At 71.9% G+C, this 20,675-nt stretch carries 20 protein-coding genes; 9 read left to right on the top strand and 11 right to left on the bottom strand.

What is annotated here, in order from left to right:
- Positions 1–68: 68 nt before the first annotated feature.
- From ACYVO6_RS00240 to yczE, 4 genes are all read right to left on the bottom strand, one after another.
- The gene (locus ACYVO6_RS00240; protein ID WP_003977404.1) at positions 69–443 is read right to left on the bottom strand and encodes an RNA polymerase-binding protein RbpA; all 375 of its coding nucleotides are present in this window, start codon (positions 441–443) and stop codon (positions 69–71) included.
- Between the two features lie 278 nt (positions 444–721).
- On the bottom strand, positions 722–2,071 hold the full coding sequence (locus ACYVO6_RS00235; RefSeq protein WP_461056323.1) for an MFS transporter: 1,350 nt from the start codon (positions 2,069–2,071) through the stop codon (positions 722–724).
- A gap of 62 nt (positions 2,072–2,133) precedes the next feature.
- Complete coding sequence (locus ACYVO6_RS00230; protein ID WP_461056321.1) at positions 2,134–2,901, bottom strand: glycerophosphodiester phosphodiesterase; 768 nt, start codon at positions 2,899–2,901, stop codon at positions 2,134–2,136.
- Entirely contained in the window at positions 2,898–3,587 is a 690-nt protein-coding gene (gene yczE / locus ACYVO6_RS00225; RefSeq protein WP_461056318.1) for a membrane protein YczE, read from the bottom strand. The genes ACYVO6_RS00230 and yczE overlap by 4 nt, the downstream gene beginning before the upstream one ends.
- A 64-nt stretch (positions 3,588–3,651) precedes the next feature.
- On the opposite strand from yczE, the gene ACYVO6_RS00220 reads away from it, so the two are divergent.
- Positions 3,652–5,151, top strand: coding sequence for an SCO1417 family PLP biosynthesis transcription factor (locus ACYVO6_RS00220; protein WP_461056316.1), 1,500 nt, complete (start codon positions 3,652–3,654; stop codon positions 5,149–5,151).
- 35 nt (positions 5,152–5,186) lie between these two features.
- Here ACYVO6_RS00220 and ACYVO6_RS00215 read toward each other — a convergent pair whose 3' ends face one another.
- Positions 5,187–6,779: a P-loop NTPase family protein gene (locus ACYVO6_RS00215; RefSeq protein WP_461056314.1), complete on the bottom strand. Its 1,593-nt coding sequence runs from the start codon at positions 6,777–6,779 to the stop codon at positions 5,187–5,189.
- A 37-nt stretch (positions 6,780–6,816) separates the two neighbouring features.
- Positions 6,817–7,011: a hypothetical protein gene (locus ACYVO6_RS00210; RefSeq protein ID WP_461056313.1), complete on the bottom strand. Its 195-nt coding sequence runs from the start codon at positions 7,009–7,011 to the stop codon at positions 6,817–6,819.
- Between the two features lie 302 nt (positions 7,012–7,313).
- Here ACYVO6_RS00210 and ACYVO6_RS00205 point away from each other — a divergent pair, with 302 nt between their 5' ends.
- The 5 genes from ACYVO6_RS00205 (at position 7,314) to ACYVO6_RS00185 (ending at position 12,821) form a co-directional block, all read left to right on the top strand.
- The gene (locus ACYVO6_RS00205; RefSeq protein WP_461056311.1) at positions 7,314–7,706 is read left to right on the top strand and encodes an ankyrin repeat domain-containing protein; all 393 of its coding nucleotides are present in this window, start codon (positions 7,314–7,316) and stop codon (positions 7,704–7,706) included.
- 300 nt (positions 7,707–8,006) lie between these two features.
- Positions 8,007–9,425 (top strand): HEAT repeat domain-containing protein, encoded by a 1,419-nt coding sequence (locus tag ACYVO6_RS00200; protein ID WP_461056309.1) that lies wholly within the window; start codon positions 8,007–8,009, stop codon positions 9,423–9,425.
- Positions 9,426–9,655: 230 nt separating this feature from the next.
- On the top strand, positions 9,656–10,780 hold the full coding sequence (locus ACYVO6_RS00195; RefSeq protein WP_461056307.1) for a glycosyltransferase family 4 protein: 1,125 nt from the start codon (positions 9,656–9,658) through the stop codon (positions 10,778–10,780).
- Positions 10,777–11,970 (top strand): glycosyltransferase, encoded by a 1,194-nt coding sequence (locus ACYVO6_RS00190; protein ID WP_461056305.1) that lies wholly within the window; start codon positions 10,777–10,779, stop codon positions 11,968–11,970. The genes ACYVO6_RS00195 and ACYVO6_RS00190 overlap by 4 nt, the downstream gene beginning before the upstream one ends.
- Positions 11,967–12,821, top strand: a complete 855-nt coding sequence (locus tag ACYVO6_RS00185; RefSeq protein ID WP_461056303.1) for an SGNH/GDSL hydrolase family protein — start codon at positions 11,967–11,969, stop codon at positions 12,819–12,821. The genes ACYVO6_RS00190 and ACYVO6_RS00185 overlap by 4 nt, the downstream gene beginning before the upstream one ends.
- 6 nt (positions 12,822–12,827) lie before the next feature.
- Here ACYVO6_RS00185 and ACYVO6_RS00180 read toward each other — a convergent pair whose 3' ends face one another.
- From ACYVO6_RS00180 to ACYVO6_RS00160, 5 genes are read right to left on the bottom strand one after another with little or no spacing between them, the layout of a single operon-like run.
- The gene (locus ACYVO6_RS00180; RefSeq protein WP_461056301.1) at positions 12,828–13,697 is read right to left on the bottom strand and encodes a 5-oxoprolinase subunit C family protein; all 870 of its coding nucleotides are present in this window, start codon (positions 13,695–13,697) and stop codon (positions 12,828–12,830) included.
- On the bottom strand, positions 13,694–14,326 hold the full coding sequence (gene pxpB, locus ACYVO6_RS00175) for a 5-oxoprolinase subunit PxpB (RefSeq protein WP_461056299.1): 633 nt from the start codon (positions 14,324–14,326) through the stop codon (positions 13,694–13,696). The genes ACYVO6_RS00180 and pxpB overlap by 4 nt, the downstream gene beginning before the upstream one ends.
- Complete coding sequence (locus tag ACYVO6_RS00170) at positions 14,323–15,081, bottom strand: LamB/YcsF family protein (RefSeq protein WP_461056297.1); 759 nt, start codon at positions 15,079–15,081, stop codon at positions 14,323–14,325. Before ACYVO6_RS00170 ends, pxpB begins: the two co-directional genes overlap by 4 nt.
- 20 nt (positions 15,082–15,101) lie before the next feature.
- A complete protein-coding gene (locus ACYVO6_RS00165) occupies positions 15,102–15,923 on the bottom strand; it encodes a putative hydro-lyase (protein WP_461056295.1) in 822 nt (273 codons plus the stop codon).
- On the bottom strand, positions 15,920–17,239 hold the full coding sequence (locus ACYVO6_RS00160) for an MFS transporter (protein WP_461056293.1): 1,320 nt from the start codon (positions 17,237–17,239) through the stop codon (positions 15,920–15,922). The genes ACYVO6_RS00165 and ACYVO6_RS00160 overlap by 4 nt, the downstream gene beginning before the upstream one ends.
- A 203-nt stretch (positions 17,240–17,442) precedes the next feature.
- On the opposite strand from ACYVO6_RS00160, the gene ACYVO6_RS00155 reads away from it, so the two are divergent.
- Genes ACYVO6_RS00155 through ACYVO6_RS00145 form a run of 3 tightly spaced genes read left to right on the top strand, consistent with a single transcriptional unit; the run spans position 17,443 to position 20,609 of the window.
- On the top strand, positions 17,443–18,141 hold the full coding sequence (locus tag ACYVO6_RS00155; RefSeq protein WP_461056291.1) for a GntR family transcriptional regulator: 699 nt from the start codon (positions 17,443–17,445) through the stop codon (positions 18,139–18,141).
- Positions 18,142–18,201: 60 nt separating this feature from the next.
- Complete coding sequence (locus ACYVO6_RS00150; protein ID WP_461056289.1) at positions 18,202–19,698, top strand: hypothetical protein; 1,497 nt, start codon at positions 18,202–18,204, stop codon at positions 19,696–19,698.
- 26 nt (positions 19,699–19,724) lie between these two features.
- Positions 19,725–20,609: a hypothetical protein gene (locus tag ACYVO6_RS00145; protein WP_461056287.1), complete on the top strand. Its 885-nt coding sequence runs from the start codon at positions 19,725–19,727 to the stop codon at positions 20,607–20,609.
- Positions 20,610–20,675 lie beyond the last annotated feature (66 nt).

The raw sequence follows: 20,675 nt of genomic DNA, 5'->3' as shown, positions 1-20,675 counted from the left end.
GCCGTGCCCCAAAGCACGGCACCCGCGGTCCCGGGTGCGCTCTCTATGCCGCCCAACCCCCGGAGGGGCTACGCGGACTTGCGGCTGTCCCGCGGATGTACCGCGATGTTCATGGCGCCGGATCGGAGAACGGCCAGGCGCTCCTCGAGGACCTCTTCGAGTTCCTCGCGTGTGCGCCGCTCCATCAGCATGTCCCAATGCGTGCGCGCGGGCTTGGCCTTCTTCTCTTCGGGGCCGTCGCCGTCCACGAGGAGTGCCTGGGCCCCGCAGACCTTGCACTCCCACTCCGGCGGGATCTCCGCCTCCACCGAGAAGGGCATCTCAAAGCGATGGCCCTTCTCGCATGCGTACTCCACGGCCTGGCGTGGGGCCAGGTCGATGCCGCGGTCCGTCTCGTAGCTGGTCACCACGAGGCGCGTGCCGCGAAGAGCTCGCTCACTCATGAATCGTGCCTCCCGGGCTTGTCGCCCACAGGACAGGTGTCGCTGTCGTCGTCATCCGGTCAACGTCCGGTCGGCGGTAAAGATTCCCGTTGTGGGTCATGCGTCGCCGTCGTAGCCGCCCCTTGTTGTACCCACCAGCGCCCGGTTTGTCACATCTGAGGGCAGATGTCACCCAGCGTTTCGGCTTCTTTGACGCGCAGTAACGGTACGCCTGGCAGGCCAAACGCGTACACTACCGGCCATTGGCCCCAGGTGCTAAATCGGTGCTGGATCTGGCGCTAGATCCGGTCCGGAACCGGGTTGCCCGCATCCCGCACCGCCTGCCGCACCGAAACCCGCGCGAGCAGCACGAACCCGATGACGAAGAAGGCCACGAGCGAGATGATCGCGTCCCGATAACTTCCGGTCAGCTGGTAGGTCAGACCGAACAGAAGCGGGCCAAGCCAGCTCATGCCGCGGTCGCTCATCTCGTACGCCGAGAAGTACTCGGCCTCCTTGCCCCGCGGCACCAGGTGTGAGAACAGCGAGCGGGACAGCGCCTGGCTCCCGCCGAGCACGAGTCCGATCCCGGCGGCGAGCACGAAGAACCACACGGATGAGCTCGCGGGCAGGAAGTAACCCGCCCCGATCGTCACCGTCCACGCCACGAGTGAGCCGAGAATCGTGCGCTTCGCGCCGTACACGCGCGCGAGCCGGCCCATGCCGAGCGCCCCGGCCACGGCCAGCAGCTGGACGAGCAGCACCGCGACGATGAGGGTCGACTGGCCGAGGCCCAGCTCTTCGGAGCCGTACACGGAGGCCTGTGAGATGACCGTCTGGATGCCGTCGTTGTAGACGAGATAGGCCAGCAGGAAGGCGAGCGTCCGGGGCTTGCGCCGCATGTCCCGCAGGGTGGCGGCCAGTTGACGCCAGCCTTGCACGGACGTCCCTTCCCGGGGCGTCGTACGGCGGTCGCGCAGCCGCTTGAGCGGTACGAGCGTGAAGGCGCCCCACCAGATGCCCGCGGAAGCCAGACAGATGCGTACCGCCATCGTCTCCGAGAGGCCGAAGCTGTCATGGGCCGTGAACAGCACCAGGTTCGCCACCAGAACCAGCGCGCCCGCCGCGTAACCGAAGGCCCAGCCCCTGGACGAGACGGCGTCGCGCTCCTCGGGCGGGGCGATCTGCGGCAGATAGGAGTTGTAGAGCACCATCGAGACGGCCAGCGAGGCATTGGCCACGATCAGCAGGAAGCCGCCCAGCAGATAGCGGTCGCCGTCCAGGAAGAACATGCCGGTGGTGGCCGCGGCGCCCACATAGGCGGCGGTCGCGAGCAGCGGCTTCTTGCGCCCGGTGCGGTCGGCCGCCGCTCCCGCCAGGGGCATCACGAAGATCGACAGAATCACGGACGCGGACACGGAGTACGCGAAGAAGGAACCCGCGCGGACCGGGATCCCCAGGGGGTGCACAAAGCCGTCCGCGTCCGCCGCCGACTCGGCGACCGACGTCAGATAGGGCCCGAGGAACACTGTCAGGACACTCGTCGAATAGACGGAGCAGGCCCAGTCGTAGACGTACCAGCCGTGTTGTTCGCGGCGCCGCCCGGCCGCGTCGTCGGCCGCCTCCGTCCGCACGGTGTCGGTGCCCACCCGTGCCCTCGCTTCCCCGTCGCGGTCCCCGTACGCGGACGCCGCGAGGTACGCCGGGTCGCTCAGACCCAGGTGCCACGGTCCTTGAGGACCCCGCGCAGCGTCTCGATGTGATCGGTCATGATGCCATCGACTCCGAGGTCCAGGAGACGGTGCATCCGCTCGGGCTCGTTGACGGTCCACACGTGGACGTGCAGCCCGCGCGCGTGGGCGGCGCGTACGAAGCGGTGGTCGACCACCGGGACACCCGACTGGGACTCGGGCACCTGCGCGCAGATCGCCGAGCGGCGCAGCGCCGCGGGAACGCCCCACGACCGCAGGCGCAGCCCCAGGACACCCCGGGTGCCGTACGAGGTCGCCAGTCGCGGCCCGGCCAGGCGCTGGGCGCGGGACACGCGCGCCTCGGAGAACGAGCCGACGCAGACGCGGTCCCAGGAGTTGGTGCGGGCGATCAGGTCGAGCAGCGGGTGCAGGGCGGGCTCCGCCTTGATGTCGACGTTCCAGCGGACGTCGGGGAACGTCTCCAGGAGCTCCTCGAAGAGGGGCACCGGTTCGGCACCGGCCACGCGCGCGTGCCGTACGTCGTCCCAGGGGAGGTCTGCTATCCGGCCCTCCCCGTCGGTCACCCGGTCCAGCGTCGCGTCGTGGAAGGCGACGAGCCGGCCGTCGGCGGTGGCGTGCACATCGGTCTCGATGTACCGGTAGCCCGCCTCGACCGCGCGCCGGAACTGCGCCACGGTGTTCTCCAGTCCGTCCGCCGCCCCGCCCCGGTGGGCGAAGGCGATCGGGCCGGGGTGATCGAGATAGGGATGGCGTATCCGCGTGGTCACCGGTGCAGTATCGCCCGCTTCGGTTGACCCGCGGCAACGACGGTGCTGCCGTCCGCCGAGGGAACGGCGAACACCCGCAGGAACAGCTGGGCGAGCGGGCCGATCGACAGTGCGTACAGGACCGTGCCGATGCCGACGGTGCCGCCGAGCGCGAACCCGGTCGCCACGACCATGATCTCGATGGCCGTGCGCACCAGGCGGATCGAGACTCCCGTGCGCTGGTGCAGCCCCGTCATCAGGCCGTCGCGAGGGCCGGCCCCGAAGCGCGCCGCGATGTACATGCCCGTCGCCACGCCGTGCAGGACGATCCCCGCGACCAGCAGCGGGACGCGGACCGCCAGGGTGCGGGCGTCCGGTACGAGGGCCAGCGTCGCGTCCAGCGCGACACCGATCACCAGGACGTTGGAGATCGTTCCGAGCCCGGGCCGCTGGCGCAGCGGGATCCACAGCAGCAGCACCGAGGCACCCACGAGGGTCAGCACCACACCGATCGACAGCCCCGTCCGCTCGGCGAGCCCTTCGTGCAGTACGTTCCACGGCTCCAGCCCCAGGCCCGATCTGACGAGGAGTGCCGAGCTCGCGCCATACAGCGTGAGACCGCCGTAGAGCTGCGACAGCCGCCGTACGAGATGCCTCTGTGTGGACAAGACGTGCCCCCCTGAGATGGTGGTAGTGGCCTGATGCATGACACCCTGTGGCTTGGCAGGACCTGCCATCCATGGCCAATTCGGGGAAGGTGGACTGAGAATCATGGCTCAGTGGACTTCGGCGGTCGGTGCCGCACAGCTGGCCCGGCTGCTCAACTCCCAGCAGGAGCGCCCTGCCGGTCCCGGTACGCGACGCCCGCCCGCCTATCGCGCCCTCGCCGACGGCATCCGGCTGCTCGTGCTCGAAGGGCGCGTCCCCGTTGCCGCGCGGCTGCCCGCGGAGCGGGAACTGGCCCTCTCCTTGTCCGTCAGCCGCACCACCGTGGCCGCCGCCTATGAGTCGCTGCGCAGCGAGGGGTTCCTGGAGTCCCGCCGGGGAGCGGGCAGTTGGACCGCCGTTCCGGCCGGCAATCCGCTGCCTGCGCGCGGTCTCGAACCGCTGCCGCCCGATGCGCTCGGCTCCATGATCGACCTCGGCTGCGCGGCCCTGCCCGCGCCCGAGCCCTGGCTCACCCGTGCCGTACAGGGCGCCCTGGAGGAGCTGCCGCCGTACGCCCACACCCACGGCGACTATCCGGCGGGGCTGCCCGCGCTGCGCACGACGATTGCCGAGCGCTACACCGCGCGCGGCATTCCCACGATGCCCGAGCAGATCATGGTGACCACCGGCGCCATGGGAGCCATCGACGCCATCTGCCACCTCTTCGCCGGGCGCGGTGAGCGCATCGCCGTCGAGTCGCCCAGTTACGCCAACATCCTCCAGTTGATGCGCGAGGCGGGAGCCCGTCTGGTGCCCGTCGCCATGGCCGAGGGGCTCGCGAGCTGGGACATGGACCGCTGGCGGCAGGTGCTGCGCGACGCGGCGCCCCGTCTCGCGTACGTCGTCGCGGACTTCCACAACCCGACCGGCGCGCTCGCCGACGAGGACCAGCGGCGGCGGCTCGTGGACGCGGCGCGGTCGGCGGGCACCGTGCTGGTCGTGGACGAGACCATGAGCGAGCTGCATCTGGACGAGGGGCTCGAACTGCCGCGCCCCGTCTGCGGTTTCGACCCGGCCGGGTCGACGGTGATCACGGTGGGCTCGGCCAGCAAGGCGTTCTGGGCGGGCATGCGGATCGGCTGGGTGCGGGCGGCGCCCGATGTGATCCGCAGCCTGGTCGCGGCACGCGCGTACGCCGATCTGGGCACCCCCGTCCTGGAACAGCTGGCCGTGAACTGGCTGCTCAGCACCGGGGGTTGGGAGCAGGCAGTGGACATCCGGCGGGACCAGGCCCGCGAGAACCGCGACGCGCTCGTGGCCGCCGTACGCCGTGAGCTGCCCCGCTGGGAGTTCGAGGTGCCGCACGGCGGGCTCACGCTGTGGGTGCGTACCGGAGGGCTGTCGGGCTCGCGGCTGGCCGAGGCCGGCGAGCGGGTCGGCGTACGGGTGCCGTCGGGGCCACGCTTCGGAGTGGACGGGGCCTTCGAGGGCTATGTGCGGCTGCCGTTCACGGTCGGCGGCGCGGTGGCCGAGGAGGCCGCGGCGCGCCTGGCCGCGGCGGCCCGTCTGGTGGAGACGGGAGCGAACGGGGCGACGGAGACCCCGCGCACCTTCGTGGCGTGACGCCGCGTTCGGACCTCCCGACCTCTCGCGACCCGTCAGCCTTCCGCCACGACCTTCGTGCCCTTCGTGGGGACCGTGCGGTCTTCCGCCGGGGCGTCGGCGGGCTCCGGGTCCGTCGAAGCGGTGCGTTCCGGCAGGAGGCTCAGGACCGCCTGGCGGTGGGCCTCGCTCGTCGCCTCGTCGTACGGGTCCGGGGTCGCCGGAACCTGGAAGCGGTGCACCGGACCCGTGCCCAGCCGGGCGTAACCGCGGCCGACGGGCACGTTCGGGGTCGGGGTGGTGGGCGGACGCGTCCCGAGCACCGCTTCGAGCTGCGCGGCAGAGGCCGGGCCGAGCACGACACGCGCGCGCGTGTGCTGACGTACCGGGTCGATGAGGGACTCCATGCCGTCGAACTGCTCGGCCACCGCCACTGTCACACCGGCCGCGCGCCCGTGCCGCAACGGCACCTGGAGGAGGGACTGCGGGTCGCGGCGCCCGTCTGCCGCCGCCAGCTGCCCGAGCACCGTCGGGCGGTCCAGGAGAAGCCAGAGCGGACGCAGTGTGTCGTCCGGCGGGGACTGGCCCGCCTGACGGGCCCGGTTCATGGCGATGAGGCGTCGCTCCGTCTCGTGCGCCGCCCACTCCAGACCGGCCAGGGCCCCCGTCAGATCGCACTCGACGGCCAGTACGCCGGCGCGGTCCGTGAGGCACGCGAACTCGCCCGTGCCGCCGCCCTCGACGATCAGCACGTCACCGTGCCGGAGGACCTGCAGAGCGATCGACCTCAGGAGGCTGGTCGTGCCGCTCCCGGGACCGCCCACCGCGAGAAGGTGCGGCTCGGTCGAGCGCACGCCGGTGCGCCAGACGACCGGCGGAACGTCGCGCCGTTCCCCACCGGCGATGACAGGGAGCGTCCGCTGGACGCCCGCCGGGTCGGTGAAGCCGAGCACTGTCTCGCCCGGAGCCGTGACGAAGCGCTGGGCGGCGATGTCGACGGGGAGCGGCGGCAGGACTGTGACGGTGAGCTGATTGCCCTCCTCGTCCCACTCGAAGCGGTACTCCCGGCCACGGCCCGACTTCGTGTGCAGCAACTGCTCGATACGTGCGCGGGAGGCCGCCTCGCCGTCCGTGAAGTACGCCGGGTAGCGGATCGTCAGCTGCGAGATGCGGCCGGTGCCGTCGAACGCGTACGAGACGAAGGCCTTCGCCCACTCCCCGCCGTGTGTGAACAGGGGAGTGGGGTCCTCGGGGGCCGAGAAGTACGGGACGAGCGCCTCGTAGAGCGATTCCAGGCGCTTGGTCTGCGCCTCGTCGGGGGGCGCCGGCCGGGACGGGGTGCGGTCCCGGCCGTGCCAGGCGGCAGCCGCCATGAGGGTGAGGGCGGCGAGCAGTGGCCCGAAGGGCAGGAGGGCGACGACCAGCACGATCGAGGCCAGCAGGAACAGCAGCGGCCCGCGCCGGTCCCTGGGGGTGGCGGCCCATCTGAGCCGCCCTGCTGCCGCCAGCCGGCGCAGTCCACGGGTGATCGTGATCAGCGGATGGAGGACGTCGGTGGCACTGTCGGCGGCCGACCGGGCCAGCTTCCGGCCGCGGACGATCCGGTCGCTGCCGTTGCTCAGAATGCGGGGGAGAGGGCGCCGGGCCACTGCTGTCTCCTGACGGTGCGCGCGGAGGGGAAGGGCGTCAGAACTTGATTCCGCCGAGGAAGCTGGCCAGGCTCTCGCCGCCGGCCCTGATGCTCGGGGCGATGGCCGTGCTCGCCAGATAGAACCCGAAGAGCGCGCACACCAGCAGGTGCGAGGCCTTGAGGCTGTCCTTGCGGAAGAAGATGAAGACGATGATGCCGAGCAGGACGACACCTGAGATGGATAGGATCATGATGGTTCTCCTGGTAAATGGGGACAGTCACCATGAGTAGTTTCAGGCTCACAGCATGTATCTGTGCGATAAAAGGCGCAACTAGGTGAATTTCCCCTTGTTTCGCCCTGATGGTCCCTGGCTCACCGGCCACCCGGACCTCAGCGGTCGTCTGCCGACTTCGAGGTGATCTTTACCTCGGCCGGGCCCGGTCATGTGGCCGCTCGAGCCAGTACGCTGGCGAATCACTCGTACGGCCGCACCCTCGCGGTCGTACGGACCCGAAGTCCCCCGAGTTCCCGCAGCGAGAGGTGGTCCGGCCGATGAGCGAAGCCCCCGACCCCGAGGTCGTGGAGCTGGCGACCAGGATCTTCGATCTTGCGCGCCGGGGCGAGACCGAGGCGCTCGTCGCCTATGTCGACGCGGGCGTCCCGGCCAACCTCACCAACGACCGCGGCGACTCGCTCGTGATGCTCGCCGCCTACCACGGCCACGCCGACGCGGTGCGCGCCCTCCTGGAGCGCGGCGCCGAGGCCGACCGCGTCAACGACCGGGGCCAGACACCGCTCGCCGGAGCGGTCTTCAAGGGCGAGGACGCGGTGGTCCGGGTCCTCCTGGACGCCGGTGCCGACCCCTCCGCAGGCACGCCGTCCGCGGTGGACACGGCCCGGATGTTCGGCAAGGCCGAGTTGCTCGACCTCTTCGGAGCGCCCTGAACCACCCGCCCTGACCAGGCGGAACAACGATTTTGGGGGAGGCGGTACGGAGCCGCCGGAAATGCGGTCGCGGTAGCGAGAACCGCTGGGTCATCATGACGTCGTGATTCACGGACGCGATGGCTGGGCAGGTGTTGCCGCACCGCGCGGGCCGTGATGCGGCCCCTACGGGCACCGACGAGAGGCAGAGGAAGATGGTCTACAGCAAGCAAGAGACGACGGGCGCTCCGACGTGTTGTCACGCGACCAGGTAAAGCACGATCTCCGGTTGCGCCGACGCTTGATGTGAGGCTGTTTCCCATGTTCGATCCGGTCATAGCGCCCAGCGGTACGCTGCTCGGCCTGCTCCAGAGGGGCCGCGGCGACGGCACGCTGCACGCGCTCACCGCACCGCGCCCCGAGGCGCTCGCCGCGCTCAACGCGTGTGTGCTGCACGACCCCCGCCACGACTGGCAGGTGGAGAACCGCTCCCTGTACTACGCCCGTCTCTATCTCGACCTGAACGGCGAGCTCGACGAGATCGAGGCTCACCTCTTCGACGCCGAAGACATCCTCGACACGGACGAGTCACGCACGGGCCTCGCGCTCGCCGTGCTCGGACATCTCGCCTCGTACGGCAGGCGGGACGCGCTCGCACTGCTGCGGCGGTACGCCGCCCGCGGCAGCAACTGGGCCTGGGCCCTGGACGAGCTGGCACTGCGCGACGACGACGCCGGACTGCGCGCACTCGCGGCGCCGGTCCTCGCCCGCTTCCCGGCAGATCCCGAGGGCGAGGCCGAACTCGCCGCCGCCGTGCGCGACGCCTTCGAACCCCGGCCCTGGCGGCTGTGGGCCGAGGACCCCCGCTCCTCCATCGCCACGCGCGTGCGCGGCGCCCAGGAAGCCGGCTCCTTCGACCGCTGGCAGCGGCAGATGCGACCCTCCGGACCCCGTCCCGGGTGGAGCGTGCGGGCCGTCTTCGAGTGGGCCCAGCAGGGCGTCGAACGCGGAGCCGCGCTCCATGTCCCGGCCGCCCGCTGCCTCACGGCGGTCGCCGGGCCCGGCGACCGCCCCGAGATCATCGACGCGGCCCGGCACGGCGACGACGGCGCCCGCTGCACGGCCCTGCGCTATCTCGCCGACAGCCACGATCCCGACGTCCTGGACCTGATCGAGGCCGCTCAGGTGGCCGGCTCGCGACTCGTCGTGGACGCCGCCGTGGACGCCTTCGAGCGGATGCGCAGCGTCGCCGCCGTGGAGCGGGCGCGACGGTGGGCGCACCGGCCCGACGCGCTCGGTCAGGCCGCGGGACGCGTGCTCGCCTGCCTGGGCGGCGCACAGGACAGCGAGCTGGTGCTGGGCGCCCTGCGCGAGGCCGTACGGGGAGACGGGCCCGACGCGCCGACCTTGTACACCCTCGTCGACGGCGCCGGACGGCTCGGTATCGCCTGTGCCGCCCCCGTGCTGCGCCACGTCTACCGTGAGACGGCCTCGTCGCATCTGCGTGGGCGCACGGCTCGCGCGCTGGCCGCCACCGATCCGTCCTTTCCCGCCGGGTTCGCCGTCGAGTGCCTCTGGGACTGCGAGGAGACGACCCGGGAAGTCGCCGCCCGGCATGCCGAGACGGGTGATGCCCGTGTGGTCGACCAGCTCCGGCGGCTCGCCGCCGATCCGGCCGAGGAGGCCGAGGTGCAGACGGCGGTCCGCAGCAGAATCGGACCGGACACGACTGCCGCGTGAGGCTGGAGTGTCCACGGTGTGAGATCACACACGTCCGCGGCACGGGGCGGGATGCGACCGTTGTGTGAGCGTGTTTGTCGCCCGCCCTTAGTGCGTTGGTACGAGCCTGGATGCCGGGGCGTGACCGGGTTGTGATCCGGGGGCGCACGCAGCGCAACGCTCATGGGACGTTCCCTCTCCGGAAAGATCCACGTTGACGCGGCCACGTCCAGCACGACGACAACACGAGTATGCGTGTCGTCATCGTGACCGAGTCCTTTCCCCCCGACGTGAACGGCGTGGCCCACTGCGCGCTCCAGACCGCCCGACACCTCGTCGACCGCGGTCACGCTCCCCTCGTCGTCGCCCCGGCCACTGCCGCCGGCAACGGGCCCGACGCTCTCGCGCCGTGCCCCGTCGTCCGAATCCCCTCCCTGCCGCTCCCCGGCTACCCCCAGGTCCGTGTCGCCCTCCCCAGCCGACGCGTCGCCGCCGCGATCACCGAACACCGCGCCGACATCGTCCACCTGGCCAGCCCCTTCGTCCTCGGCGTCCGCGGCATGGCGGCCGCCACCCGGCTCGGCATCCCCGCCGTGGCCGTCTACCAGACCGACCTCGCGGGATACGCCCGTACCTATGTGCACGCGGGCGAGGCCACCGCCTGGCGGCGTATCCGCTCCGTCCACGCCGCCGCCGACCGGACGCTCGCCCCGTCCAGCGCGGCCCAGCACGACCTGGAGGCGCACGGTGTGCCCCGGGTGCGACTGTGGCCGCGCGGCGTCGACACCGTCCGGTTCCGCCCGGAACACCGGGACGACACACTCCGCCGTCAACTCGCGCCCAACGGCGAGCTGATCGTCGGCTACGTGGGCAGGCTCGCCCCCGAGAAGCAGGTCGAACTCCTCGCCGGGGTCTGCGGCCTGGACGGCGTACGCGTCGTGGTCGTGGGCGACGGCCCGAGCCAGACGAGTCTGACCGGGGCACTTCCCGGAGCTGTCTTCCTGGGCCGTCGTACCGGCGACGAACTCGCCCGGATCTTCGCCTCGTTGGACGTCTTCGTGCACACCGGACCGTTCGAGACCTTCTGCCAGACCGTGCAGGAGGCGATGGCAAGCGGCATCCCCGTGGTCGCGCCCGCCGCGGGCGGACCGCTCGACCTGGTGGCCCACGGGCGCACCGGACTCCTCGTCCCGCCGCGCGACGAGGACGCCGTACGCGACGCCGTGGCGGTGCTCGCCGCCGATCCCGCGCTGCGGGCCGCGTACGGCGCCGAGGCGCGCCGTACCGTCGAGGGCCGCACCTGGGCGGCCGTCGGCGACCAGCTCATCGGGCACTACGCCGACGTGCTCACCGGACGGGCGGTGGTTGCGGCATGAGCGAGTCGCTGCGGATCGTCCGGCTGGCCAACTTCGTCGCCCCCGCCTCGGGCGGCCTGCGGACCGCGCTGCGGGAGCTGGGCGCCGGTTACCGGGCGGCCGGGCACGAGCCCGTCCTGATCGTGCCCGGCGAGCGCGCCTCGGACAGCGAGACCGAGCAGGGCCGGGTGATCACCCTGCCCGGACCGCTGCTGCCCGGGACCGGCGGCTACCGCGTGCTCACCGACAAGAAGCGTGTGGCCGCCCTCCTGGAGGAGCTCGCGCCCGACCGGCTCGAGGTCTCCGACCGTACGACGCTGCGCTGGACCGGCGTCTGGGCGCGGCGCGCCCGGGTGCCCGCCGTGATGGTCTCCCACGAGACCGCCGACGGCGTGCTGCGCACCTGGGGCCTGTCCGAAGGCATGGCCCGGCGGACCTCCGACGCTCTCAACATCCGTACGGCGCATCACTATTCACGTGTGGTGTGCACCACGGAGTTCGCGGAGCGCGAGTTCGTCCGCATCGGCGCCCGCAATGTCGTACGCGCCCCGCTGGGCGTCGACCTGGAGGGCCGGCACCCCTCGCTGCGGGACCCGGGGCTGCGCGCCCGGCACGCGCGCGTGGACGAGACGTTGCTGGTGATGTGCTCCCGGCTGTCCGTCGAGAAGCGGCCCGGCACCGCGCTGGACGCCCTGGAGGCGCTGCTGCGCCGCGGGCAGCGCGCCGTGCTCGTCGTCGCCGGTGACGGGCCGCTGCGGGCCCGGCTCGAACAGCGGGCGCGCGAGCGGCGGTTGCCGGTCACCTTCCTGGGCCATGTGGGCGACCGCGCGCTCCTGGGCGGTCTGCAGGCATCCGCCGACGTGTGCCTGGCCCCCGGGCCCGCCGAGACCTTCGGGCTCGCGGCCCTGGAGGCGATGGCCTGCGGTACGCCCGTCGTCGCCAGCGCCTCCTCCGCACTCCCGGAGGTCATCGGCTCCGCCGGAGCCACCGCCGCCGACAACGGGGAGTCGTTCGCGGACAAGGTGCGGCTGCTGCTGGACCGTCCCGAGAGCGAGCGCCGGGAGGTGGCACGCGCGCGTGCCGCCTGTTTCGGCTGGCCGGCCGCCGTCGAGGCGTTCCTCACGGCGCACGACGCGGCCGTACGGGTCGACCGGCCGTCGTCACAGGCGGGCACCTCCTCCACGCGAAGGGCTCGGGAGGGCGTGGCATGAGACCCCTGCGGTTCGTGGCGCTCGGGGACTCCCTCACGGAAGGAGTGGGCGATCCCGTCGGTGAAGGGTGGCGTGGCTGGGCCGCGCTGCTCGCCGACGGGCTCGCCCCTGCCGACGCGCCCGCACAGTTCGTCAACTTCGCGGTCAGCGGAGCCCAGACGCGTGACGTCCTGGAGCGCCAGACCCCGGCCGCGCTGGCCGTAGGGCCGGACGTCGCCTCGGTCGTCATCGGGGTCAACGACACCCTGAGGTACACCTTCGACATCCACGCGGTGGCCGCCCGGCTTGACGAGGTGTACGCGGCGTTCACCCGGCAGGGGGCGACGCTGCTCACCGCCTGTCTGCCCGACCCCGGCGCGATGCTGGGGCTGCCCGGCTCGCTGGCCCGGCCGCTCGCACGGCGCCAGCGGGCCGTGAACACGGTGGTGCACGCGCTCTCCGAACGGTACGGCGCCGTCCATCTGCACGCCGCGGAAGGGGCGTGGCTCACGGACCGCGCCATGTGGAGCGCCGACCGGCTGCATCCGGGCGAGCGGGGGCACCGGCAGCTCGCCGTACGCTTCCACGCGCTGCTCGCGGAGGCGGGCATCGCGACGGGGTACGCGCCTGCTGAGAAGCCCGAGTTCCCCGCGCCCACACGCTCGGCGAGCCTGTGGTGGCTGGCCACCGCAGGCACCGGGTGGGTGGCCCGCCGCTGCACCGACCTCCTGCCCCAACTCCTCACCCTCGCCGCCGACGAGATCCGCCACCGCGCCCGAGGCACCAGCGCCCGCCTCGACCTGAGCGCGTCGCATGCGGTGGCGTCTGCGCTGGCGGCGTTGTCGGTGACGGAGCAGCCCGATGCGGCGTAAACCTGGTCAACGGCGCCGCACGGCCACGAACCGCACCGGTGTCCCCGGTGCGGCCTGAGCCGCGGCGGGAAGGTCCGCGGCGCGGACGACGGCGATCACCGGGTAGCCCCCGGTGGTCGGATGGTCGGCCAGGAAGATGACGGGCCGCCCGTCCGGCGGGACCTGGACCGCGCCGAGGACCATGCCCTCGCTGGGGAGTTCGCCGGGACGCGCCCGCTCCAGGGCGGGCCCCTCCGTGCGCAGACCGATGCGGTTGCTCGCCGAGGAGACCCGGTACGTGTGCGTCGTGAGGGTGCGTACGGCCGTCGCGGTGAACCAGTCGTCGCGAGGACCGAGGGTCACTCTGAGTACGAGTTCGGCGGGCGGGCCCGGCTGCGCGGCGACGTCCACGCGCGCGTGGGGGTCGTTCGGCCTCCCCAGGGGGAGCACCGTCCCGTCGGCCAGGGGCGGTGGGCCGAGGCCGGAGAGCAGGTCCGTCGACCGGCTGCCGAGCACCGGCTCGACGGCCACCCCACCCGACACGCCGACATAACTGCGTACTCCGGAGACTGCCGTCCCCACCGACAGCAGTGCCCCGCCGGGCACGCGCACCGGGGCTCCCCAGGGCACCGGGCGCCCGTCCACGGAGACCGGGCACGGGGCCCCGCCGACCGCGACGGTGACCGCTGAACGCGGCCGTACGTCGCACCCGTTGAGCGTCGTCTCCAGGACTGCCGCCTCGGGTGGATTGCCGACGAGACGGTTCACCAGGGCGGCGGCGGGATCGTCCAGCGCACCGGAACGAGGTACGCCCAGGTGCGTGTGACCGGGACGCCCCCGGTCCTGCACGGTGGTCAGCGCCCCGGCCCGTACGACGGCGAGAGCACGGTCCGTCATGAGGACTCCACCGGGACGGTCCCCACGCGGACGAAGCGGACCCGGGTGCCCGGTGACAGCAACGCGGCAGGCACGCGCGCGTGGTCCCACAGAACGGCGTCCGTCGTGCCGATCAACTGCCAGCCGCCCGGCGACGGCCGCGGGTAGACCCCCGTGTACGGGCCCGCGAGCCCCACGGCACCGGCCGGGACGGTCGTACGAGGTGTCGCGCGGCGCGGCACGCCGTAGCGGGCCGGGAGGCCGGTCAGATAGCCGAAGCCCGGCGCGAACCCGCAGAAGGCGACCCGGAACTCGGCCGCTGCGTGGATCCGCGCCACCTCGTGCGGGGACACGTCCCAGTGCGCCGCGACCTCTGCGAGGTCGGGGCCGTCGTAGCGGACGGGGATCTCGACGATCTCCCCGGCGCGCGGGGGCGCGGACGGCACCTGTGAGGCGGCCAGCTGCTCAGCCAGGCGTACGGGGTCGTCGAGGCCGTCCAGGAGGACCGTACGGGCCGCGGGGACGATCTCCCGTACCGAGAGGGAGCCCTCCGCGCGACGGCGCACCAGATCCGCGTGCAGGGCCTGTGCCTCCTCGTCCGTCGAGACCTCGACGAGCAGGGCACGGTCGCCGACCGGCAGTGCCCTCATGCGAACGCCTCCACGCGGACGCCCGAGGCCTCCAGCTGCGTACGAACCCGGCGAGCCAGGTCCACCGCGCCGGGCGTGTCGCCGTGCACGCACAGGGAGCGGGCACGCACCCCGATGTCCCGCCCGGAGCGGGACGTGACCACCCCGGAGCCGGCGAGGCGCACGCAACGCTCCACAACGGCACCGGGGTCGGTGATCACGGCGCCGTCCTGACCGCGCGGCACGAGCGCGCCCTCGTCCGTGTAGGCCCGGTCCGCGAACGCCTCGGTGACGACCGGGAGTCCGGCCTTCTCCGCCACGTCGAGGAAGCACGATCCGGGCAGCCCGAGCACGGGCAGCGTGGCGTCCGCGAGCAGTACCCCGTCGACCACCGCCCCGGCCTGCTCCTCGTCGTGCACCACACGGTTGTAGAGCGCGCCGTGCGGTTTGACGTACGCCACGCGCGCGCCCGCCGCGCGCGTGAAGACCTCCAAGGCGCCGATCTGGTACGCCACTTCGGCCGCCAGCTCGTCGGACGGCACATCCATCGCGCGCCGCCCGAAGCCCGCCAGGTCGCGGTAGGAGACCTGGGCGCCGATCCGTACACCCCGCTCGGCGGCCAGCTCGCACACCCGCCGCATGGTGGCCGCGTCTCCGGCGTGGAAACCACAGGCCACATTGGCGCTGGTGACGACGGACAGCAGTTGTTCGTCGTCGGTCAGGCGCCAGCGGCCGAAGCCCTCGCCCAGGTCGGCGTTCAGATCGATCGAGGTCATGGAGATGTCGATTCCTCCTGTCAGGCCACGCGGTACTGCTCGTCGCGGGCGTCGGTGATGAACATCTGCCCCGGCGCGTGGGTGATCGCGAACGGCGGGCGCGAGGCCATCACCGCGGCCTGCGGCGTCACCCCGCAGGCCCAGAACACCGGGATGTCGTCGGGACCGGCGTCCACAGGATCGCCGAAGTCGGGGCGCGCCAGGTCCTCGATGCCGAGCCCGGCCGGTTCGCCGCAGTGGACCGGGCTGCCGTGCACCGCGGGCAGCAGGCTGCTCTCCCGGATCGCCGCCGCCAGGTGCTCGGGCGGGACCGGGCGCATCGACACCACCATGGGGCCGTGCAGCCGCCCCGCGGGACGGCACTGACGGCTCGTCACGTACATGGAGACGTTGCGTCCCTGCTCGAGGTGGCGCAGCGGCACGCCGGCCTCGGTCAGCGCCCACTCGAAGGTGAAGCTGCACCCGATGAGGAACGACACGAGGTCGTCGCGCCAGTGGGCCAGCACGTCCGTGGGCTCCTCCACCAACTCGCCGTGCTCCCACACCCGGTAGCGCGGCAGATCGGTGCGCAGATCGGCGCCCGGGGCGAGGACGGTGGTCCAGGAACCGGCGTCGGTGACGTCGAGGACCGGACAGGGCTTCGGGTTGCGCTGGCAGAACAGCAGCATCTCGTACGCCCAGTCGGCGGGCACCGAGATCAGGTTCGCCTGGGTGTGGCCCGCCGCGCAGCCCGCGGTGGGGCCCGACACGCCCGAACGGAAGCGTTTGCGGGCCTCGCCCGGGCTCCACGCGTGCGCGTGGTCGTCAAGCAGGTTCAGGTGACGGGGTCGCGTGCGGTTCACAGGATCTCCTTCCCCCGCGTCTCGGGCAGCCCGAACAGGGCCAGCGCCGCGAGACCGTAGCCGATCGCGCCGAAGACCAGCGCACCGCCGACACCCCAACTGTCGGCCAGGAACCCGACGCACGTCGGGAAGACGGCGCCCACGGCGCGGCCGGTGTTGTACGTGAAGCCCTGCCCCGTGCCGCGCACCGCCGTCGGGTACAGCTCGCTCAGGAACGAACCGAAGCCGCTGAAAATCGCCGACATACAGAAGCCGAGCGGGAAACCGAGCACAAGGAGAAGGGTGTTGGCGCCGGTGGGGATGTTCGCGTAGGCCATGATGCAGATCGCCGAGAGCACCGCGAAGAGCCAGATGTTGCGCCTGCGGCCCAGCTTGTCGGTGAGATAACCACCGGTCAGATAGCCGAGGAAGGCTCCGCTGATCAGGAACGTGAGATAGCCGCCGGTGTTGACGACGGACAGTTCGCGCTCCGTCTTCAGGTACGTGGGCACCCAGGTGGCCAGTGTGTAGTAGCCGCCCTGGACACCGGTGGAGAGCAGGACCGCGAAGATCGTTGTCCGGAGCAGTCCGGGTGCCTCGGCCGTGCCCGGCTTGAAGATGGCCGCGAACGAGCCCTTCTCGGGGCTCTCCTTGCGGCGTTCGGTCGCCTTGGGGGCGTCCTTCACGTGACGGCGCACCCAGATGACGAGCAGTGCGGGCAGTGCCCCGGTCCAGAACATCACCCGCCAGGCGATGTCGTCGTCCATGAACTGGAAGACCAGCGTGTAGACGAGCACGGCGAGTCCCCAGCCGACGGCCCAGGAACTCTGGATCGCGCCGAGCGTGCGCCCCCGGTGCTTCGGGCTCGCGTACTCGGCGACCAGGATCGCGCCGACCGCCCACTCGCCGCCGAAACCGAGCCCCTGAAGGGCACGAAACACCAGCAGGGTCTCGTAGTTGGGCGCGAAGCCGCAGGCCACGGTGAAGACCGCGTACGTGATCACCGTGATCATCAGGGCTTTGACGCGCCCGATCCGGTCCGCGAGCACACCAGCTATGGCACCGCCGAGCGCGGATACGACCAGCGTGACGGTCGTGAACAGCCCGGTCTGGCCGCTGTTGAGGCCGAAGTACGCCGCCAGGGCCACCATGCTCAGCGGCAGCGTGAAGTAGTCGTACGAGTCGAGGGCATAGCCGCCGAACGCGCCGCCGAAGGCGCGGCGGCCCCGCGGACCCAGGGCCCGCAGCCAGGCGAACGCGCCCTCGTCGGCGGTGAGTTCGCCCGAATCGGTGCGGGTCTCGGTGGGCAGGGCCTGTGGTGGAGGGGTCGTGCTCATGGTGCACCTCGCAGTTGAGGACGGAGGGTGCTTCAGGACTGATGAGCCGTGCCGTGCGGAAGCGCTGAGGTATTGAACCGGCGTGCGGAAGCCGTCGGCACCGGGACGAGCGGCCGGTGCCTGTCCCAGCAAGGTAGAGGATCGTTGAACGATCCCTCAATACCTATGTTGTTTCGTTCTTGTATCTGCGGTTGAATTCGAGCGTGGCCGAACTGAACGGACTGGCGGACGATCGCGCACTGTTGGGACGCACCAGCACCGCGGAGCGGGTCTCGGACATCCTCAGGAGCCGGATCGCCGAGGGGTTCTTCCCGCCCGGCACGCGGCTGTCCGAGGACAGCATCGGTGGCGCGCTCGGTGTCTCGCGCAACACACTGCGCGAGGCGTTCCGGCTGCTCACGCACGAACGGCTGCTGGTGCATGAGCTCAACCGGGGCGTGTTCGTACGGATCCCGACCGTCGAGGACGTCGAGGACATCTACCGCACCCGCAGCCTCGTCGAGTGCGCCGTCGTCCGCGGTCTCGGCAAGCCGCCGTACGCCGTCGACGGTCTCGCCCGAGCCGTCACGGACGGGCAGCAGGCGACGGGCGAAAAGGACTGGAAAGCCCTGGGCACGGCCAACATCCGCTTCCACCGGGAGCTGGTGGCGCTCGCCGGCAGCGCCCGCACCGACGAGCTGATGAGCGGGGTCTTCGCCGAACTCCGGCTCGCCTTCCACCTGGTGGATGACCCGCGACGGCTGCACGAGCCGTACCTCGCCCGCAACGGCCAGATCCTCAAGGCACTCCAGGACGGCGGCCGGGACGAGGCCGAGCAACTGCTCGCGGTCTACCTCGTCGATTCGCGCCGACGGGTCGTGGAGGTCTATGGGCAACGGGTGGCGGAGCAGAAACCGAAGTGACGCGGGTGCCCTTCTGGGGCATTCGGTGCGTTGTCAGACCCAGGACCTAGTCTTTGCATCGTGACTTCGCCTGCATCGACGGACAGTGTTCCGCCCCAGCTCAGCGCGGGGCCGCGGCCCGCCCCGGGTCCGGCCGCCGACGAGGGGCTGGCGCGGCGCCTGCGCGCGCTCGCCTGCACCGCACCCCTGCACGACCTCGACGTACGCAAGGCGAACCTCGCGGGTGAGTACTCCGTGTACGGGATGGCGGAGGTGGCCCTCGCCGCCATCGACCTCGTCACGCTGAACATGGACTTCGACACGGGCGCCGACCACGACCAGATCGTGGCCAGGCTCATCCCGCGCATCGCCGCGCAGGCCCCGCGCCGCCCCGTCGCCGAGCACGAGCGCGTGGCCCGCTGGGTCCTGGAGAACCTGATCAACGTCGGCAGCGTCGACCGTGGCTTCCGTGCCGTATACGGCACGTTCACGCCCGACGGCTCCTATGTGCGCCGCGACTACGACTTCAAGCTGATCGAGGAGGTGCCCGGCTACGGCGGGAGCGTGTATCTCCGCACGACGGACGAGGCGGTCAACGTCCTGGTGGGCGCCCTCGACACAGACGTCACCAGCGCGCAGATCGCCGCCGAGGTCAAGCTGGAGGTATTGATCAGCCGCGGCAGGCTCGCCGACGCACAGCTCGCCGCCGAGCAGGCCCGCTACCGGACCGTGCAGTACTCCGAGACGCTCCGCAGGGCGCTGGACGCGACGCGGCGCAACGTCCGCGCGGTGGACTGGCTGCAGGCCGTGCCCGACATGATCACCGAGGCGCTCGACCACGTGGCCGACCGCTATCGCCACGAGAACGCGATCCTCACCAACATCCGCAAGGCGCGCGACGAGTCCGAGGACCCCGAGCACAAGCGCCGTGCCGCCGAGCTGGTCGACATCGTCAAGGACTGCATCCGCCGCCATACGCAGTTGCAGTCCCGCCTCCTGGAGGCCGGCCCGCTGTTCCGCGCCGAGCAGGACCGACAGGCCTTCGCCGCGCCCATGGCGACTTCGGGGATCGACCTGTACGGGCACCTTGTCGCGCCGGTGCTGCCCCTGCCTGTCGAGCAGGCCCTGCGCGTGACGGACGCGTTCTTCGCGCGCGGGACGGGGCTGCGTACTCCCGTGTCCGTACGAGTCGGGGATCTGGTCGACATACTGCTGACGCCGCCCATGGAGCGGGAGCATCTCGGAGCGGAGATGCCCGAGCCGGATCTGATCGCCACGCCGGACGACAGCCGGTTCAGCGAGGAGCAGTTGGCCGCGGCCATGGAGTTGCTGGATCTGCCGGCCGATGCGCCGCGGCGGTTGTCGGGGTTGCTGGCGGATGCGCGCCGCTCGGACCCCGAGTTGCCGTACCTGGTCGCGCTGCTGGCCGTGCACGCGGCCAGCCCGCCGGTGGGTACCGCCTATCGGCAGGGCGAGGAGAAGCTGCTGTTCTCGGTGGACGACGGGACCGAGTTGGACGATCCGGAGTTCGGCGGGGCGGATCTCATCGTGGGCACGGCGCTGTTGGACGCGGCATGAGCGGTTCGCCGGGAGGAGCCTCAACCGTGAACGAGTACGTCGACTGGAGTGAGCCGGAGGCCGTCGCCGCCCCGGCGTCCGCCGCCGTCACCCCTGCCGACGCCGCCGACGCGGCGCGGCTCGTCGCCTTCGGCCTGCAGCCCAAGCTGCAACCCGCCCGCGACCAGGAGTACGCCGAGCTGCTGCGGCGGTATCGGGAGGACCCGGCGTTCGCCCGGCTCGCCGATGCCGTTGCCGCGGGGCTCGGGCTGGTTGTGCTGGAGGTGTCGCCGCGCGCGGGGATGGCGGTGACGGCAGCCGAGGACTCGGTGTTCGCCGTGCGCATGGGGGACTACGCGCGACGGGCGTCCGCGGACGCCGGGGACCGGTTCCTGCACGGGCTCGCGCATCTCGCTGTCGCCACGATGGCGTTTCCGCGGCCCGAGGATCTCGCCGACGACGGATACATCGGGCGGGTTTCGGTCAACGGAGTGGACGCGTTCGTACGGCAGGCCTGCCGGCGCCTGGAAGAGCGGGCCGAGGAGCAGGGCGAGATCACCGATCCGGCCACCGACGCGCCCGGCCTCGAGGCGGCCTGGCGGATCTGGGCCAGACGCAGCGCGACCGGGGCGACCAAGGACGCGCGCCGCCTTGCCGGTTCGACCACCGGCATCGTGGGCAAGGCCGTGGCGTTCCTCACCGACTCCGGGTTTCTGCAGCGCACCGGGGACGACGGCGGAGGCACGTACCGCACGACCGCCCGCTACCAGCTCCAGGTGCGCGACATGGCGGGCAGCGCCGCCATGGCCGAGCTGCTTGAGCTGGGCATCGTGCCGGTCACCGACGGCACCGCGACCCTGCTGCCCGCCGAGGACACCGACGACCTGGAGCTGGCGGCCGACGCCGGGCTGCCGTTCCACTCCAGACCATGACGCCGCCTCCTGACCCCGACCACCTCCGACTCCGACCACGCCCGACCCCGACCGAGCCCAACTCCC

It is taken from the genome of Streptomyces pseudoechinosporeus, assembly GCF_054783935.1.
Note: the sequence above shows the minus strand (reverse complement) of the source record. Positions and strands in the feature narration are given on the sequence as shown.